General features: G+C 44.6%; 18 protein-coding genes. 14 read left to right on the top strand and 4 right to left on the bottom strand.

Going from position 1 to position 15,890, the window contains the following annotated elements; translation table 11 throughout:
- The first annotated feature begins 31 nt into the window (after positions 1-31).
- The 4 genes from hfq (at position 32) to hflC (ending at position 3,761) form a co-directional block, all read left to right on the top strand.
- On the top strand, positions 32-295 hold the full coding sequence (gene hfq, locus MHN30_RS04555) for an RNA chaperone Hfq (RefSeq protein WP_010377383.1): 264 nt from the start codon (positions 32-34) through the stop codon (positions 293-295).
- Between the two features lie 24 nt (positions 296-319).
- Positions 320-1,609 carry a ribosome rescue GTPase HflX gene (gene hflX / locus MHN30_RS04550; protein WP_010605651.1) on the top strand — a complete coding sequence of 430 codons (1,290 nt, stop codon included), beginning with the start codon at positions 320-322 and terminating at the stop codon, positions 1,607-1,609.
- Positions 1,610-1,701: 92 nt separating this feature from the next.
- Entirely contained in the window at positions 1,702-2,877 is a 1,176-nt protein-coding gene (gene hflK / locus MHN30_RS04545; RefSeq protein ID WP_239358665.1) for an FtsH protease activity modulator HflK, read from the top strand.
- A 5-nt stretch (positions 2,878-2,882) separates the two neighbouring features.
- The gene (hflC, locus tag MHN30_RS04540; protein WP_010377388.1) at positions 2,883-3,761 is read left to right on the top strand and encodes a protease modulator HflC; all 879 of its coding nucleotides are present in this window, start codon (positions 2,883-2,885) and stop codon (positions 3,759-3,761) included.
- 363 nt (positions 3,762-4,124) lie between these two features.
- On the opposite strand, the gene MHN30_RS04535 is transcribed toward hflC, so the two are convergent.
- A complete protein-coding gene (locus MHN30_RS04535) occupies positions 4,125-5,285 on the bottom strand; it encodes a DcaP family trimeric outer membrane transporter (protein WP_239358650.1) in 1,161 nt (386 codons plus the stop codon).
- 314 nt (positions 5,286-5,599) lie between these two features.
- Here MHN30_RS04535 and acs point away from each other — a divergent pair, with 314 nt between their 5' ends.
- Positions 5,600-7,540: an acetate--CoA ligase gene (acs, locus tag MHN30_RS04530; RefSeq protein WP_239358648.1), complete on the top strand. Its 1,941-nt coding sequence runs from the start codon at positions 5,600-5,602 to the stop codon at positions 7,538-7,540.
- Positions 7,541-7,626: 86 nt separating this feature from the next.
- The gene (locus MHN30_RS04525) at positions 7,627-8,280 is read left to right on the top strand and encodes a response regulator transcription factor (protein WP_239358637.1); all 654 of its coding nucleotides are present in this window, start codon (positions 7,627-7,629) and stop codon (positions 8,278-8,280) included.
- A 46-nt stretch (positions 8,281-8,326) separates the two neighbouring features.
- On the opposite strand, the gene MHN30_RS04520 is transcribed toward MHN30_RS04525, so the two are convergent.
- The 3 genes from MHN30_RS04520 to MHN30_RS04510 are packed head-to-tail and all read right to left on the bottom strand — an operon-like array spanning position 8,327 to position 10,630.
- On the bottom strand, positions 8,327-9,511 hold the full coding sequence (locus tag MHN30_RS04520) for a VWA domain-containing protein (RefSeq protein ID WP_010605646.1): 1,185 nt from the start codon (positions 9,509-9,511) through the stop codon (positions 8,327-8,329).
- Between the two features lie 2 nt (positions 9,512-9,513).
- Positions 9,514-10,350, bottom strand: a complete 837-nt coding sequence (locus tag MHN30_RS04515) for a MoxR family ATPase (protein WP_088531513.1) — start codon at positions 10,348-10,350, stop codon at positions 9,514-9,516.
- 43 nt (positions 10,351-10,393) lie between these two features.
- Positions 10,394-10,630, bottom strand: a complete 237-nt coding sequence (locus MHN30_RS04510) for a DUF1653 domain-containing protein (RefSeq protein ID WP_010377401.1) — start codon at positions 10,628-10,630, stop codon at positions 10,394-10,396.
- Between the two features lie 84 nt (positions 10,631-10,714).
- On the opposite strand from MHN30_RS04510, the gene MHN30_RS04505 reads away from it, so the two are divergent.
- The 8 genes from MHN30_RS04505 to MHN30_RS04470 all read left to right on the top strand — a co-directional run bounded on the left by MHN30_RS04505 (position 10,715) and on the right by MHN30_RS04470 (position 15,849).
- Positions 10,715-11,185, top strand: coding sequence for a DUF2947 domain-containing protein (locus tag MHN30_RS04505; RefSeq protein ID WP_045962078.1), 471 nt, complete (start codon positions 10,715-10,717; stop codon positions 11,183-11,185).
- A gap of 84 nt (positions 11,186-11,269) precedes the next feature.
- A complete protein-coding gene (locus MHN30_RS04500; protein ID WP_205991262.1) occupies positions 11,270-11,914 on the top strand; it encodes a hypothetical protein in 645 nt (214 codons plus the stop codon).
- Positions 11,915-11,946: 32 nt separating this feature from the next.
- Positions 11,947-12,240 (top strand): cell division protein FtsB, encoded by a 294-nt coding sequence (gene ftsB / locus MHN30_RS04495; RefSeq protein WP_010377404.1) that lies wholly within the window; start codon positions 11,947-11,949, stop codon positions 12,238-12,240.
- The gene (gene ispD, locus MHN30_RS04490; protein ID WP_239358635.1) at positions 12,224-12,922 is read left to right on the top strand and encodes a 2-C-methyl-D-erythritol 4-phosphate cytidylyltransferase; all 699 of its coding nucleotides are present in this window, start codon (positions 12,224-12,226) and stop codon (positions 12,920-12,922) included. The genes ftsB and ispD overlap by 17 nt, the downstream gene beginning before the upstream one ends.
- Positions 12,915-13,391, top strand: a complete 477-nt coding sequence (gene ispF, locus MHN30_RS04485; protein ID WP_130164775.1) for a 2-C-methyl-D-erythritol 2,4-cyclodiphosphate synthase — start codon at positions 12,915-12,917, stop codon at positions 13,389-13,391. The genes ispD and ispF overlap by 8 nt, the downstream gene beginning before the upstream one ends.
- The gene (locus tag MHN30_RS04480; RefSeq protein WP_130164774.1) at positions 13,388-14,425 is read left to right on the top strand and encodes a tRNA pseudouridine(13) synthase TruD; all 1,038 of its coding nucleotides are present in this window, start codon (positions 13,388-13,390) and stop codon (positions 14,423-14,425) included. Before ispF ends, MHN30_RS04480 begins: the two co-directional genes overlap by 4 nt.
- A 35-nt stretch (positions 14,426-14,460) precedes the next feature.
- The gene (gene surE, locus MHN30_RS04475; protein WP_010377409.1) at positions 14,461-15,201 is read left to right on the top strand and encodes a 5'/3'-nucleotidase SurE; all 741 of its coding nucleotides are present in this window, start codon (positions 14,461-14,463) and stop codon (positions 15,199-15,201) included.
- A 9-nt stretch (positions 15,202-15,210) separates the two neighbouring features.
- The gene (locus tag MHN30_RS04470) at positions 15,211-15,849 is read left to right on the top strand and encodes a protein-L-isoaspartate(D-aspartate) O-methyltransferase (protein WP_039494434.1); all 639 of its coding nucleotides are present in this window, start codon (positions 15,211-15,213) and stop codon (positions 15,847-15,849) included.
- Positions 15,850-15,890: the final 41 nt, after the last annotated feature.

Here is a 15,890-nt window from a genome sequence, read left to right as displayed (position 1 = left end):
CATAATAACACCTAAAACGAAGGATAAGAAAATGGCAAAAGGCCAATCTTTACAAGACCCATTTTTGAATGTCTTGCGTCGTGAGCGCATTCCTGTCTCAATTTTTTTAGTGAATGGCATTAAATTACAGGGCAAGATCCAGTCATTTGACCAATTTGTGATTTTGCTTGAAAACACAGTAAACCAAATGGTTTACAAACACGCCATCTCCACTGTGGTTCCAGCTCGTGCGGTTAACTTCCAAAATGCAACCGGAAGTGAAGCGGGCGACCAAGGTGAAGAAGGTAATTATTAATTCTTATTAGTAGGAGCTTAATGCTTGTTTGACCGTTATGAAGCCGGCGAACAGGCAGTCTTGGTTCATATAGAATTTCCTCACGAAGGAGATCGCGAAGATCTACGTGAATTGGAAATGCTAGTTTCTTCTGCTGGTGTTAGTAGTGTGGCGGTTGTGCAAGGCAGCCGTCAAGCACCACATGCAAAGTTGTTTGTCGGAACGGGTAAAGCTGAAGAAATTGCCGAGATTGTCAACATCCACAACGCAGATGTCATCATATTTAACCACCAACTCAGTCCCTCACAAGAGCGCAATTTAGAACGCGTTTGTAAGTGCCGAGTGTTAGATAGGACAACGCTGATCTTAGATATTTTCGCGCAAAGAGCCCGTACCCACGAAGGTAAATTGCAGGTTGAGCTTGCTCAGCTAAGGCATATCTCTACGCGCTTAATTCGAGGATGGACGCACTTAGAAAGGCAAAAAGGGGGGATCGGCTTACGTGGTCCTGGTGAAACCCAATTAGAAACCGATAGACGGTTACTAAGAGAGCGAATTAAGAGTATTCGTAAACGATTAGACAAGGTAGCCGTTGTGCGTGAGCAAGGGCGTCGAGCGCGCAGTCGTAACGAGATCCCAACAGTTTCTCTAGTAGGTTACACCAATGCGGGTAAATCGACGCTGTTTAACAAAATTACGGATGCGGATGTATATGCTGCGGACCAATTGTTCGCAACGCTTGATCCTACGCTAAGAAAGATAGAAATCGATGATGTTGGCCCCGTTATCTTAGCAGATACAGTAGGTTTTATTCGTCATTTACCTCATGACTTGGTAGCAGCATTTAAAGCGACTTTAACAGAGACTCGTGAGGCAGATTTACAGCTTCATGTCATCGATGTTGCAGATCCGAGAAGAAAAGAAAACATAGAACAGGTACAATTGGTTCTAGAGGAAATTGAAGCCAATGACATTCCTCAACTTTTAGTCTACAACAAAATTGATCTAATGGACGAAGTTGCGCCTAGAATAGATAGAGACGATGAAGGAAAACCGATCAGAGTGTGGTTAAGCGCACACTCTGGGGAAGGGATTTCGTTGTTATTCGACGCCGTTAAAGAGTTGTTGGCAAAAACCGTTTTCACAGCTGAGCTTGCTGTCCCTCCTGCGCTTGGGCGTTTACGAGGTGCGCTATTTGAGCTCAATGCCGTGGATGAAAAAGGCTACGACGAGCAAGGCAACTGGCTTGTTTCGGTAAGAATGCCAAAAATCGAATGGGAAAAGCTCAATAAGGAATTCGGGCGAAATCTCAATGATTTGGTTGTTGGTAGTTAAAAATCGTCAATTTCGAGCGTATTTTTATATGAGAGTCGCTCGAATTTTGTTAGATTTAACCTAATTCATTTAAATAACAATGGAGTATAGCTATGGCCTGGAACGAACCGGGTAATAATGGCAATGATAACGATCCGTGGAAAAACCGCGGGGGGCGGGATCAAGGCCCACCTGATCTAGATGAAGTATTCCGTAAATTTGGTAATAAATTCGGCGGTATTTTCGGCGGTAAGCCGGGGAAAGGTGGTAATGGCGGATTAGGCGGTGCTGGTTTCGTCTTTATACTTATTATCGCAGCCATCGTATGGGCACTAAGTGGTATTTACACTGTAAAAGAAGCTGAGCGTGGTATCGTGCTGCAATTTGGTAAATTTGACCGTATTGCTGAGCCGGGTCTGCGTTGGAAAGCCACGTTCATCGAGCGTGTTATTCCTGTAGATATTGAAGCAGTACGTTCATTGTCGGCTTCAGGCTTTATGCTTACGGAAGACGAAAACGTAGTAAGCGTTGAGTTTGAAGTGCAATATCGTGTTGTTGATCCAACACTTTATCGTTTCAGTGTGACCGATGCTGACCACAGCTTACAACAAGCGCTAGACAGTGCTCTGCGTTATGTTGTGGGTCATGCTCGCATGGACCAAGTGTTAACTACGGGTCGTGAAGTGGTTCGTCAGCGCACTTGGGAAGAGCTAAACAGTATTATCGAACCATACAATCTTGGTTTGATTGTTACAGACGTTAACTTTAAGGACTCGCGTCCTCCTTCAGAAGTAAAAGACGCATTTGATGATGCGATTGCTGCACAAGAAGATGAAGAGCGTTTCATTCGTGAAGCAGAAGCTTATGCGAAAGAAATTGAACCGCGTGCGCGTGGTCAAGTGACTCGTATGACGCAAGAAGCAGAAGCTTATCGCGAGCGTATTATCCTTGAATCTCGAGGTGAAGTGGAGCGCTTTGAAAAGTTACTACCAGAATACCAAGCTGCGAAAGAAGTAACGCGTAAACGCTTATATATTGATACAATGGAGCAAGTTTTGGGCCGTAGCTCAAAGGTATTGGTTGATGTTGAAGGTGGTAATAACATGCTGTATCTACCACTTGATAAGATTATGCAATCCCATAACAACGCTTCGTCACCAGTACGTTTGCCAAATCAGAGCGATATTGAGCAGCTTCGTAGAACGATTGAAGGTACTCAACAGCAAAATAGCTCTGTCAATTCAGGCGGTGATAGATTTAATCGCGACAGATTTGGTAACGGGAGATAATCAATATGAAGAATTTTAGTCTACTTCTATTAGTCACTGCCGTGATCATGTCGTTCTCTGGTATCTTTGTAGTAAACGAAGGTCAAAGAGCAATTGTACTGCTATTTAGCAAGGTACAAAAAGACGCGAATGGCGATGCTCTGGTGTATGAACCTGGCCTTCACCTGAAAGTGCCTTTCTTTAGCCAAGTACGTAAATTAGATGCACGGATCCAAACACTTGATGGTCAACCTGATCGCTTTGTAACGAGCGAGAAGAAAGACTTGATCGTGGATTCTTACGTTAAGTGGCGCGTGAATGACTTTAGTGCTTATTACCTACGTGCGCGTGGTGATAAGCAGTATGCTGAAACGCTACTTAAGCAAAAGGTTAACAATGGTCTGAGAACAAACTTCGGTTCGCGTACTATTAAAGAAATAGTATCTGGTGAACGCAGCGAGCTAATGGAAGAAGCGTTAGTTCAAGCGTCTGAAAGTGCAACTGAGCTTGGGATTGAAGTGCTGGATGTCCGTGTTAAGCAGATTAACTTGCCTAACGAAGTAAGTAACTCAATCTACCAGCGTATGCGTGCGGAGCGTCAAGCTGTGGCAAAAGAGCACCGTTCTGAGGGCCAAGAGAAGGCGGAGACCATCCGTGCTAATGTTGACCGTCGAGTGACAGTCATGCTTGCAGATGCTGAGCGTAATGCTCGCGCGGTTCGTGGTCAAGGTGATGCAACGGCGGCAAACATTTACGCTAAAGCATATAATAAAGACCCTGAATTTTTTGGGTTTGTTCGTTCGCTTGAAGCATATAAAAATACCTTTAAAGATAAGAATGACGTTATGGTGTTATCACCGGACAGCAAGTTCTTTGATTATATGAAGGATGCAAAAGCTCAATAAGATGATGCTTTTTAGATGATTGTAAAACCCCGCCAGCCAGCGGGGTTTTTTTATTGGCGCGATATGGTCACAACGTTAGACGATGAAATCCCACGAGTAGCCGCGACCTTATACCGCAAAAAAACACACCATAGCAGCGCCTTTACGTTGCGAAGAAGTACGCCGTAGCAGCGACTTTATGTCGCGAAGAAACACGCCGTAGCAGCGACTTTATGTCGCGAAAAACACACCATAGCTGCGACTTTTTGTCGCGAAGAAGCCTACCGTTGCTGTGGACTTTATGTCGCGACCAACAATAAAAAAGCGGCCAATAGGCCGCAGTTAGGAAGTGAATTGGTAGTAGTCTATTAAAATAACAAACTCTTAAAACACGTATTTCACTGAAAGTTGCAGTCTGTCTAAATCACCTTCGAGGCCACTTTCTGTTTCCCGAGTACCCATTTTATATTCAGCACCAAAGGTAAGCTTTTTCACGGGTGAATAAAGTAGGTTTGCGCTGTAACTCATACTTGATTTTGTCGGATCGCCAGTCACCGCCAGCAAATCGCTTTCGTTATCAGCATTAAAGAAAGAGTATAAGAATGTTGAACGGAATTGTTCATTCCAGCTATGTTGATAAGCGATAAAGCCCGACGTCGAGTCAATTGCATGTAACGAGTTACCGTCGTATACCGCGCCATTAGCAACGTTTAGGCCTACGTAACGACCAAGCCCTTGACCTTGAGTCAGCATAAATTTCAAATTATTGTCACCGAAATTAACACGACCAGATGCACTGACCCCAAATGAGCTTTCAGACTCATCAGCTCCACCGACTTTATAGGTAATTTGGCGCGCAAGTGCCGCTACCGCAATATGACCCCAATCAGCATTGTGTGTGTAACGTGCAGTGAAATCAGGCATGCTAGCGTCATCAGTGACGACACGGCCACTATCTGCAGTGGTAACTGTGCTTTCTGGGTTTTCAATAGAAAAAGACCAGTTTCCAGTGGTGTATTTAGCCATGGCTTGGCGTACGAAAACGGTACCTTCAGCTGGGCCAACGAAGTCTAAAGTCTCTGGTAATGCACTAACATTTTGGAAGTTTGACCAAGCCTGACCGAACAAGAAGCCTTTGTAACTCACAAAGGCCTGACGAATACGAGGTGAGTAGGAGTTACTAACACGCTCATTTCCTCCAGATGTAGAAATAAAGTCTAGCTCGATTTTAGTCTTGATACTGCTGCCATCGTCAAGCTTAGTATCGGTCCCGAAGCTAAAGCGAGATTGACGAGCGTGCATATCAAATACAGCGTCGCTATCTGATTTAACCCCGACAGGAGTCGTACCAGGAACGTAAAAATCTCGACCTATATTTTGCGCACCCAACGCGCCGTCAGAAAAGTCACTCCAAATGGCATCAAGCTTGATATAACCACCATAGTTAACTTTTGTATCGCCAATCTCTGCCGCAGTGGCAGGGAGAGCGCAGAGACTACTGATAGCAACTGCGAGCAGTTTTTTATTAATGTTATTCGTTGTCATAATCCAGTTCCTCAATAGCTGTGCTTTGCAGTTGGCAGCAGCCGATATTCATATTAATCATCACTAACTGTTGTTTAAGGTTGGTTTTTACTCAATTACCTATTGGTCTATTAGACTAAGGTGGCATACAGTAAATGAGCGGAGGATGAGGCGATCATAACGATTGAATTAGGTACAGTCGGTAAGTTGTATGAAACTTTTACGTTTGCAGCTGTTCTACAACTAAGGTCTAATACTTAAACACCCAAGGCTGGGTGATCCTTAGGAAAAGCGTGTCTAGCAGACCTAGACCTCTAAATATAATGGAGATGACTATGTCACAGAGCATTTATCCAGTTCCTGAAAAAATCAAGAACGCAGCATTAATCAACGACGAGCAATATCAAGAACTATATCAAAAGTCGGTTGATGACCCCGCAGAGTTTTGGAAAGAGCACGGTCAACGTTTAGATTGGTTCAAACCCTACAGTAAAGTTAAAAATACCTCATTCGACAAAGGCCATATCAATATTAAATGGTATGAAGACGGCGTACTAAATGCCTCTTATAACTGTATCGATAGACACCTTGAAAAGCGCGCTGATAAGGTTGCATTGATTTGGGAAGGTGATAACCCAGAACAAACAGAAAATATTACCTACCAACAACTACACGATGAAGTCGCAAAGCTTGCCAATGGCCTCAAGAGCTTAGGAGTTGCAAAGGGTGACCGCGTCGCTATCTACATGCCGATGACTCCACAAGCAATTTATGCCATGCAGGCCTGTGCAAGAATCGGTGCTATCCATTCCGTTGTGTTTGGGGGCTTTTCACCTTCAGCGATTGCAGATCGCATTAAAGATTCTGGTGCCAAAGTTGTCATCACCTCAGATGAAGGTCGTCGCGGTGGTAATTGTGTGCCGCTTAAAGCAAATGTTGATGAAGCGGTAGCGCAAGCTAGCGTCACCACTATCGAGCATGTGGTTGTACACCAATTAACAGGAGGCGATGTTGAATGGAATGCTCACGATGTCTGGTGGCATGAATTAATTGCTGATAAACCTGCCGAATGTGAACCTGAAATGATGAATGCGGAAGATCCGCTCTTTATTCTTTATACCTCGGGCTCTACCGGTCAGCCGAAAGGGGTAGTGCATACTACGGGTGGATACCTAGTGTATGCATCAATGACCCATGAGTATGTATTCGACCTTCAAGAAGATGATATTTACTGGTGTAGCGCGGATGTGGGCTGGATCACGGGTCACAGTTATATTGCTTATGGTCCGCTAGTAAATGGTTGTACTCAAGTTGTATTCGAAGGCGTGCCAACTTATCCAACGTCTGGTCGCATGGGTGAAATCGTTGATAAACATGGCGTTACTATCCTTTATACTGCGCCTACCGCGATCCGTGCTCTGATGGCAAAAGGTGACGAGCCGACAGCAAGTTCCAAGCGTGATAGTTTACGTATTTTGGGTTCGGTGGGTGAGCCAATTAATCCAGAGGCTTGGTCTTGGTATTATGAGCAAATTGGTAATAGTGATTGTCCTATCGTAGATACTTGGTGGCAAACCGAAACGGGCGGCATCATGATCACGCCATTACCTGGCGCTACTGCACTTAAGCCGGGTTCTGCGACCCGTCCATTCTTTGGTATTGCTCCTGCACTGTTTGACGCGGAAGGCAATACGCTGACAGGCGCGACCGAAGGTAATCTGGTGATTTTGGATAGTTGGCCTTCACAAGCCCGTACGGTTTATGGCGACCATGATCGCTTTGAACAAACGTACTTCTCGGCTTATCCGGGCGTTTATTTTACGGGCGATGGTTGTCGCCGTGATGAAGACGGTTACTACTGGATCACCGGTCGCGTGGATGATGTACTTAACGTTTCAGGTCACCGCCTCGGTACTGCTGAAATCGAAAGTGCGTTAGTCGCTCACGAAGCGGTTGCTGAGGCGGCTGTGGTAGGCTATCCACACGACATTAAAGGCCAAGGGATCTATGTCTATATCACGCCAAATGAAGGGGTAACGGTATCTGACGAGTTAACTAAAGAGGTGAGAAATTGGGTGCGTAAAGAGCTAAGCCCAATTGCAACCCCTGACATGATCCAATGGTCTCCAGGTTTACCTAAAACCCGTTCTGGTAAAATCATGCGCCGTATTTTGCGTAAGATTGCAGCCAATGAGTATCAACAGTTAGGGGATACTTCTACACTTGCCGATCCAAGTGTGGTTGATGAATTAATCGAGAATAGATTGAATCGTTAACTGAATAACTTGAATTGCGACCTAATATAAACATACTATAACGGCTGTTATCTTTACGATAACAGCCGATTTTTTAGGAGCATAGCATGTATCAGTTTTTAATCGCGGATGATCATCCTCTATTTCGAGAGGCGCTTAAGGGGGCTCTAAAAGCGCAGTTTGAAGGACTAGAGGTATTCGAATCTGAAAACTTTGACACTACGCTCTCGGTCTTACAACAACAAGAAGAACTAGACCTACTCCTGCTCGATTTACATATGCCGGGCAATGGTGATTTATATGGACTAATTCGGATCCGTGAGGATCACCCAAGTCTTCCTGTTGTTGTGGTTTCGGGAAGCGAAGACCTTTCTATCATTTCTAAAGTGATGGGATACGGCGCGATGGGTTTTATCCCAAAAGCGGCGTCAGTAGAACAAATTACCGAAGCCATAGAGCAAGTGCTTGAAGGTGACACGTGGTTGCCTGAAGGCATGAAAGACAAAGTGGCTGAACTGGAAGGGGAAGACAAAGAGCTTGCCCAACAAGTGGCCTCGCTCACGCCGCAGCAATATAAAGTGCTGCAATATTTACACGAAGGTTTACTGAATAAGCAAATTGCCTACGAGCTAAATATTTCAGAGGCAACGGTGAAAGCACATATCACCGCTATCTTCAGAAAGTTGGGTGTCTATAACCGTACTCAAGCCGTATTGATTGCTTCAAAACTACAACTAGAACCTATCGAAGCGAGTGAGTAATTCGCATCATTGCTTGCAAGGCGCTTACCTTGCAAGCAGCACTGCTTTAGCTTAACTCTTTAAACGCCTGACTTAGTCCCTCTATTGTTAGCGGATACATTCTGTCTTGCATTAATTGATTTATTAGCTCTATCGAATGGTAATAAGACCAATAGCTTTGCGGCTGAGGGTTAAGCCAAGCCACCTTACTAAAGTGATTGGTTAAACGATTCAGCCAAGTAGCTCCTGCTTCTTGATTCCAATGCTCTACACTACCGCCGGGATAGGTGATTTCATAGGGGCCCATTGTCGCGTCACCAACAAATATTAGTCGATAGTCTGAGCCGTAACGGTTGATTAGCTGATAAGTATCAAGCAATTCGCTGTCACGACGGTCATTATCGTGCCAAACATGTTCGTACACACAATTATGAAAGTAAAAAAATTCAAGGTGCTTAAATTCACTGTGTGCGGCACTAAAGAGTTGTTCACAAAGCTGGATATGGTCATCCATAGAGCCGCCAATATCAAACAGCATCAATACCTTCACTGAGTTATGTCGCTCAGGAGCCATTTTCACATCCAGCATGCCGCCTTGTCTTGCGGTAGCGCGAATGGTTTCATTAAGATCGAGCTGATCGCTTGCTCCACTGCGCGCAAATTTACGCAATTGCTTGAGTGCAAGCTTAATATTGCGGCTGCTGATGTCAGTATTGCTATCGAGATTACGGTATTGCCTTTTATCCCAGACCTTTACTGCTCGGCGATGACGGTTTCCATCTTGGCCAATCCGGATCCCTTCAGGATTATAGCCGTAAGCGCCAAAAGGCGAAGTGCCACCTGTACCAACCCATTTATTACCACCTGCGTGACGTTTTTGTTGCTCTGCCAAGCGTGCTTTTAACGTTTCAAGGAGCTTATCGAGTCCACCCATGGCGTTAAGTTTGGCTTTTTCTTCTTCAGACAACGACTTCTCAAACTCTTTACGCAACCAATCCTCTGGTAATTGCTGCTGTTGAAGTTGTGAGAAGAGGTCTATTGATTCTATCCCCTCAAAATAATCAGCAAACGCACGGTCGAATTTATCAAACAAGGTTTCATCTTTGACGAAGATGGTTTTTGCCAAAAAGTAAAAACCGTCTAGATCGGCAAAGCAAACTTCTTTATCCAGCGCCTCTAGACAGTCTAGTAATTCGCGCAGGCTCGCTTTGATACCGTAACGCCTAAGGGTGAGCACAAAATCGATGAGCATGATCAGCGGCGGCTCATAAAGGCGAGTTTCTCAACCAAAGAAACATCTTGCTCGTTTTTAAGTAGCGCACCAAATAACGGCATTAGGCCACCTTGGTTAGATTTGTCATGCAACGCGTCAGGGGAAATATCTTCCGCTAATAATAGTTTTAACCAGTCGAGTAGCTCACTCGTACTTGGCTTTTTCTTTAGGTTTGGTGTGTCGCGTAATTGGAAAAAGCTTTCGAGTGCTCGTTGTACTAAATTCGCTTTAATATGTGGAAAATGTACGTCTACAATCTGCTGCATCTCTTCTTTGCTCGGAAAGTCGATGTAGTGGAAAAAGCAGCGGCGTAAAAAGGCATCTGGTAGCTCTTTTTCATTATTTGAAGTAATAATTACGATGGGGCGCACCTTTGCCTTTATTTGCTCGTTAGTTTCGTAAACGTGAAACTCCATTTTATCGAGTTCTAACAGTAGATCATTGGGAAACTCAATATCGGCTTTGTCGATTTCATCAATCAGCAGAACGGGGCGTTTTGTGGCGGTAAAGGCCTGCCACAGCTTACCTTTGATGATGTAATTGCCAACGTCATTAACGCGAGGATCGCCAAGTTGACTGTCGCGTAAACGCGAGACCGCATCGTATTCGTACAGGCCTTGCTGGGCTTTGGTTGTTGACTTTATATGCCATTGGATTAGTTCGGTATCTAAACTTTTTGCCAATTCTTCGGCAAGTAAGGTCTTGCCTGTACCAGGTTCACCTTTAATTAGGAGTGGTTTTTCTAAAACGATGGCCGCATTCACGGCCTGTTGTAGAGCAGAGGTAGCAATATATTGATCAGTACCTTTAAACATAATTCAACTTCTTGTGGTCAGATGAGATTGGCTCATCTTGCCACAATCAGCTTTTCGCTGCCAACCCTGCTTCGGTTTCGATTAAGGTGAAGCGAGGCACCGCTTCGCCTTCGACCATAACGTCTTCTAAAAACATTTCAAGTGGTCGAACCCAAAAACTCATATCTCCATATAGGGTTTGATAAACCACTTGCTTCTCTTGCGTTTCACTGTGCGTTGCCAAGGCGTGCACTCGATATAATTTTCCTTTGTAGTGGCGGTAAATTCCAGGTGTGATATCCACTAATTCAAGCTCCAAAAAATAAAAGCCGTACGTGACGGACTGAAATGTTATAATCCGTGCCATTAAGACTGAAGGTGTTTAAAGATGAATTATATTGCGCTGGACGATTATAAGAAAGCTTGGGTTTTCAAACATAAAGATCTTCCAATCGAAGAATCCGACCTGGCATTGATAAAACCAATGTCAGCGGCGCGCGCTGCGGTGCTTTGGAGCACTATGGTAAGCAACGAAAAAGATCACCCTGATTTCTTTGATAAAACAGATTGGGTTGGTAAAGCGGACTCATGGCAAGAAACCCTCAATTGGGAGCAGCCGTGGGAAGCCGGAGAAGCATTTCCTGAAACTATCGAGCAATTTCTTGATTGGCAAGCCAATACCACCGTGTATTTTTGTCTCTCTCGAGATGATGTGATCGAGACCCGTTTTGATGTATTTAAGCGATGTTGGCAGAACTTTATGTTTTTGACTGACGGTAGTTTCTTAATAGGAAAAAAACGTAGTTCGGTAGTACAATTTATGGCTGAGGGGCAAGCAAAATTAGGAACCAAGCCGTAAGCAAGTACAACTGAGCAGTTTGCTTTGATTTGAAACATGGCTAGTGTATAAAGGATGTACACCAGTCTACTAAAGTAGATTGCATTGACGGGAGGCGTTTTGGAGCAACAGCAAAATACAATCTGGTATGACGAAGCATCTCGCCTTGTATTTGCCGAGCTTGTAAACGTATTTTATGCCAGAGAGTTGCCGAAGCTTGCTGAACTCTCAGATCATACTCGCCTTCAGCGTTTGTTAAACAGCCTGCCGTATTATGTTGAGCGCGCGGCCACACATATTATTCATGGTGATGTCCCGCTTGAGCTAGATAGTTTCAATGGATGTTGGTTAGCAAAGCAAAAATCACAGCCTAAATGTGATGACGCTGCCAACGCAGCATTTTTTACCACTAAGGTGAAAGTGGGGCTGGTGGTTCCCGTGCTATATGCAGACTCGACGGGGACAACCGTAAGGCTCGACAGTGTCGACCAAGTGAATGAGGCTGACAAATTGCACTGCAACCAATTTGGCTGGTTTAGTGTTAATGGTAATAGCTTACAAGCAAGCGACGAAGCGCGTGTACAATTGCTAAAACCAACGAAAGCGTTAATGACAGCGGCTTGTTGTGGCCATACTTGGTATTTTGGCAAGGCGGTAGTACCACGAAGACTGACGCTAAGAGAAATGTTACTTGCCAGTTCAATTAATTGGCCACAAGTACAAAAAACAAAAATGAGTCAACTATCCTAATCGACTCAAAAAACAGAAGTTGGGATTAAGCAATGCGATTTTTTCAGTTAGCGCTGTTGGTTTTAGCGCTATTTATTCAGTACAGACTTTGGTTCGGCCACAACGGCGTGGAGGACTACACTCGGATAAAATCCGTGGTTAAATCGCACCAAGAAACCAATGCCAATCTCAGTAAACGAAATAAATTATTAAAAGCGGATATCGACGATTTAAAACTCGGCCTTGAAGGGGTTGAGGAGCGTGCTCGTCATGAGCTCGGCATGATTAAGCCTGGCGAAACTTTTATCCGTGTATTACCGAAAGTACCTCATGAAAAGAAACGATAAACTTGCAGTCGTCATCCCCGCAGCTGGGGTTGGCAGTCGTATGCAGGCGCAGATGCCTAAACAATATATTCCACTATTAGGTAAACCAATTTTAGTACACACACTAGAAAAACTAGCCGGGCTTGAGTGCGTCAGTCAATTTATGGTCGCCGTTTCCAAAGAAGATGGATATTTTTCATCGGCGTTACTGCCTGATAGCCGTTTTAGCCACTGCGAAGGTGGACAAGAGCGTGCCGACTCCGTTTTATTGGCGCTAAAAGCATTGGCACCAAGTCGCCCTGACTGGGTGTTAGTTCATGATGCAGCTCGACCTTTAGTTGCGTTGGACGATATTCATCAGTTGATTTCACGATGTATAAACCAACAGCAAGGCGGCATACTGGCTGCCAAGGTTAAAGATACCATCAAACGCGGTACGGAGTTGGTACAGGAAACCGTACCTAGAGCGTCGTTATGGCAGGCTTTTACGCCTCAAATGTTTAGGTATGAAGAGTTATTGGCTGCGCTGGAGCTTGGACTTTCTCAAGGTGCAAATATCACAGATGAAGCATCAGCAATGGAATTACAAAATCAGCCTGTCCAACTCATTGCCGCGCGTACGGATAACATTAAGATCACGACGCCGGAGGATTTACCTCTGGCGGAGTTTATAATTCAACAACAAGGTAAACAGAATGATTAGAATTGGCCACGGATTTGATGTTCATAAATTTGGTGGAGCTGGCCCATTGACTATTTGTGGGGAAAAAATTCCTTACGAACAGGGTTTTATTGCTCACTCCGATGGTGATGTGGCAATTCATGCATTGTGTGATGCCTTGTTGGGAGCACTTGCGTTGGGAGATATTGGTAAGCACTTTCCTGATACCGCGAGTGAATTTGAAAATATCGATAGTCGTATTTTATTACGCCGCGTGATGGAACAAGTAAAAGCGGTTGGCTATAAAATAGGCAATGTCGACGTCACGATTGTCGCACAAGCACCAAAGATGCGACCACATATTGATGCGATGCGCACTAACCTTGCTGCGGATTGTGAAGCGCAGCTAGACCAAGTTAATGTTAAAGCAACTACCACTGAAAAACTGGGTTTTGAAGGACGTAAAGAAGGGATCTCAAGCCATGCTGTGGTGCTATTGGTAAAAGCATGAAGACACTCAATTATCTTTATGGTAAACCGTTATCTGACGGCGATTATAAGTCACAACCAGAAGACTTTAGAGTCGAAGAAATTTTAGATATTCCTTTTACTGGCGAAGGTGAGCACGTTTGCTTGCAGATCATAAAAAAGGGAGAAAACACCGCTTTTGTCGCTAAAAAGCTTGCAGAATTTGCTCAAATCTCACCGCGAGATGTCAGCTATGCAGGAATTAAAGACAGACACGGCGTATGTACGCAGTGGTTTAGCGTGCCGGTGGCAATTAAAAAGTCGTTAGATTTTAGTGCATTAAATAGTGACTCTATTTTTGTGGTGCAGCAAATACGGCACAATCGAAAGTTAAAAACAGGTTGTCACAAGGGCAATCGCTTTGCCATTACCCTCAGAAACGTGACTGCTCCACTTGATATTCTGTCGCGTATTAATGCTGTACGCCAAGGGGTTCCTAATTATTTTGGAGAACAACGTTTTGGTCATGATGGCCACAACTTAGCCATGGCAGATAGGTTATTTGACGGTGAAAAGATCCGCGATAAAAAGCTCCGAGGGCTAGTGCTTTCAGCCGCTCGCTCTCATCTGTTCAACGAAGTCGTCAGTCGCCGCGTGGCAGAGCATGGTTTGGCAACGACTTGGCACCGTGAAATCTTTTTACTGAGCGGTAGTAACGCCTTTTTTGACTCAGAGATTGATTGCGAACTCATCGAGCGGTTACTGAATGGCGATATTTTGCTTTCGGCGCCATTGGTTGGTAAAGGTGAAAAGGGATTATTGCCGCAAGAGCGTGAATGGTTGGCTCCTTTCGCTAAATGGCACGAAGGGTTGGCTGAATTTGGGATGAAAAATGAGCGTAGAGCGCTTAGATTAATACCCGAAGCGCTTAAGGTGAGTATGGCTGACGACAGTACGCTCACCCTTGAATTCAGTTTACCAAAAGGAACTTTTGCCACGGCGCTGCTCAGAGAGCTTGTTAATCATAAAGATGCCAGTAAAAAGTTTAATAAACATGAAGAGTCGATACAGCAGTGAGATACTCATTGTCTAACAAGAAAAAGAGGTGAAATATGAAGATCCTATTGAGTAATGACGATGGTGTTCACGCCAAGGGCATTGCTATCTTGTATCAAGCGTTATCACAAATCGCGGACGTAACCGTCATTGGTCCAGATAGAAATTGTAGCGGTGCGAGTAACTCGTTAACCTTATTAAACCCACTCAGAGCAACTACGCTAGATAATGGTTTTATCTCCGTGAATGGCACGCCAACCGATTGTGTTCACCTTGGAGTGAACAAACTGATGGATGAATTGCCAGATTTAGTCGTTGCAGGGATCAACAATGGCGCTAACCTTGGCGATGATACGCTGTACTCAGGTACTGTTGCGGCGGCCACTGAAGGTCGACATGTGGGCTTACCTGCGATTGCCGTTTCTCTTTGCTCTAAAAATGAAGCCCATTATGAAACTGCAGCACATGTCACGGTAGAGATCATTAAAAAGCTTGCAAACCATCCGCTACCAAAAGACCAAATCATTAATATCAACGTCCCTGATATTCCATTAAGTGACTTAAAAGGGATTAAAGTCACTCGACTAGGCTCACGTCATAAAGCGGATACCATGACCGAACAAATCGACCCATGGGGCCGAAGTGTGTATTGGTATGGCACCTTAGGTCATGAAAGTGACGCTGGTGAAGGCACGGATTTTCATGCTGTAAACAACGGTTATGCCGCTATCACACCACTCAAGGTGGATATGACGGCTTACGAGAGCTTAGATGCTGTGGCGAGCTGGTTATCTTAAGAGGCGTATGTGCTGAGTAATTATCAGGGCAGCGCTAATGCGCTAGTGGAACTGCTAAAACAGCAAGGCGTAGAGGATGAAGTGGTACTTAACGCCATCGCTAACACGCCTAGACATATGTTTGTCGATGAAGTGCTTAAACATAAGTCATATGAAAATACAGCTCTTCCTATCGGACAAGGACAAACAATATCGCAACCTTTTATCGTTGCAAAAATGACCGAAGTGTTAAAACAAGTAGGTGTTAAAGGGCGTATTTTGGAAGTGGGGACGGGCTCTGGTTATCAGACCGCAGTACTCGCGCAAGTGTTTGAACAGGTCTTTAGCATTGAACGGATCAAGTCACTGCAGTGGCAAGCGCGCAGAAGGCTGCATTTGCTGGATTTATATAATGTGACGATGAAACATGGAGACGGTTGGAAAGGCTGGGCGTCAAAAGCGCCTTTTGCAGGGATCATTGTTACTGCCGCAGCACAATCAGTGCCAGATGAGCTATTGGCGCAACTAGAAGATGGCGGTGCTATGGTCATTCCCATCGGGGTTGAAGCGCAAACACTCACCTTGTTTGTTAAACAAGGGGAGCAGTTTATTCGTCACGCCCTCGCACCTGTACGCTTTGTGCCTTTAGTCGCTGGCGAAGTCGGTTAATTTTGTAGCTTTACAAACAACTCCATAAAATATAACTATTT

Origin of the sequence: Pseudoalteromonas sp. OF7H-1, from assembly GCF_022347825.1 — a bacterium.
In the GTDB taxonomy this organism is placed as follows: domain Bacteria; phylum Pseudomonadota; class Gammaproteobacteria; order Enterobacterales; family Alteromonadaceae; genus Pseudoalteromonas; species Pseudoalteromonas maricaloris.
Note: the sequence above shows the minus strand (reverse complement) of the source record. Positions and strands in the feature narration are given on the sequence as shown.

Bases quoted from the DNA above. Each gene is read 5' to 3' on its own strand.
- hfq (WP_010377383.1), top strand. From the start codon at position 32: ATGGCAAAAGGCCAATCTTTACAAGACCCATTTTTGAATGTCTTGCGT.
- hflK (WP_239358665.1), top strand. From the start codon at position 1,702: ATGGCCTGGAACGAACCGGGTAATAATGGCAATGATAACGATCCGTGG.
- hflC (WP_010377388.1), top strand. From the start codon at position 2,883: ATGAAGAATTTTAGTCTACTTCTATTAGTCACTGCCGTGATCATGTCG.
- MHN30_RS04535 (WP_239358650.1), bottom strand. From the start codon at position 5,285: ATGACAACGAATAACATTAATAAAAAACTGCTCGCAGTTGCTATCAGT.
- acs (WP_239358648.1), top strand. From the start codon at position 5,600: ATGTCACAGAGCATTTATCCAGTTCCTGAAAAAATCAAGAACGCAGCA.
- MHN30_RS04525 (WP_239358637.1), top strand. From the start codon at position 7,627: ATGTATCAGTTTTTAATCGCGGATGATCATCCTCTATTTCGAGAGGCG.
- MHN30_RS04520 (WP_010605646.1), bottom strand. From the start codon at position 9,511: ATGCTCATCGATTTTGTGCTCACCCTTAGGCGTTACGGTATCAAAGCG.
- MHN30_RS04505 (WP_045962078.1), top strand. From the start codon at position 10,715: ATGAATTATATTGCGCTGGACGATTATAAGAAAGCTTGGGTTTTCAAA.
- ftsB (WP_010377404.1), top strand. From the start codon at position 11,947: ATGCGATTTTTTCAGTTAGCGCTGTTGGTTTTAGCGCTATTTATTCAG.
- ispD (WP_239358635.1), top strand. From the start codon at position 12,224: ATGAAAAGAAACGATAAACTTGCAGTCGTCATCCCCGCAGCTGGGGTT.
- ispF (WP_130164775.1), top strand. From the start codon at position 12,915: ATGATTAGAATTGGCCACGGATTTGATGTTCATAAATTTGGTGGAGCT.
- MHN30_RS04480 (WP_130164774.1), top strand. From the start codon at position 13,388: ATGAAGACACTCAATTATCTTTATGGTAAACCGTTATCTGACGGCGAT.
- surE (WP_010377409.1), top strand. From the start codon at position 14,461: ATGAAGATCCTATTGAGTAATGACGATGGTGTTCACGCCAAGGGCATT.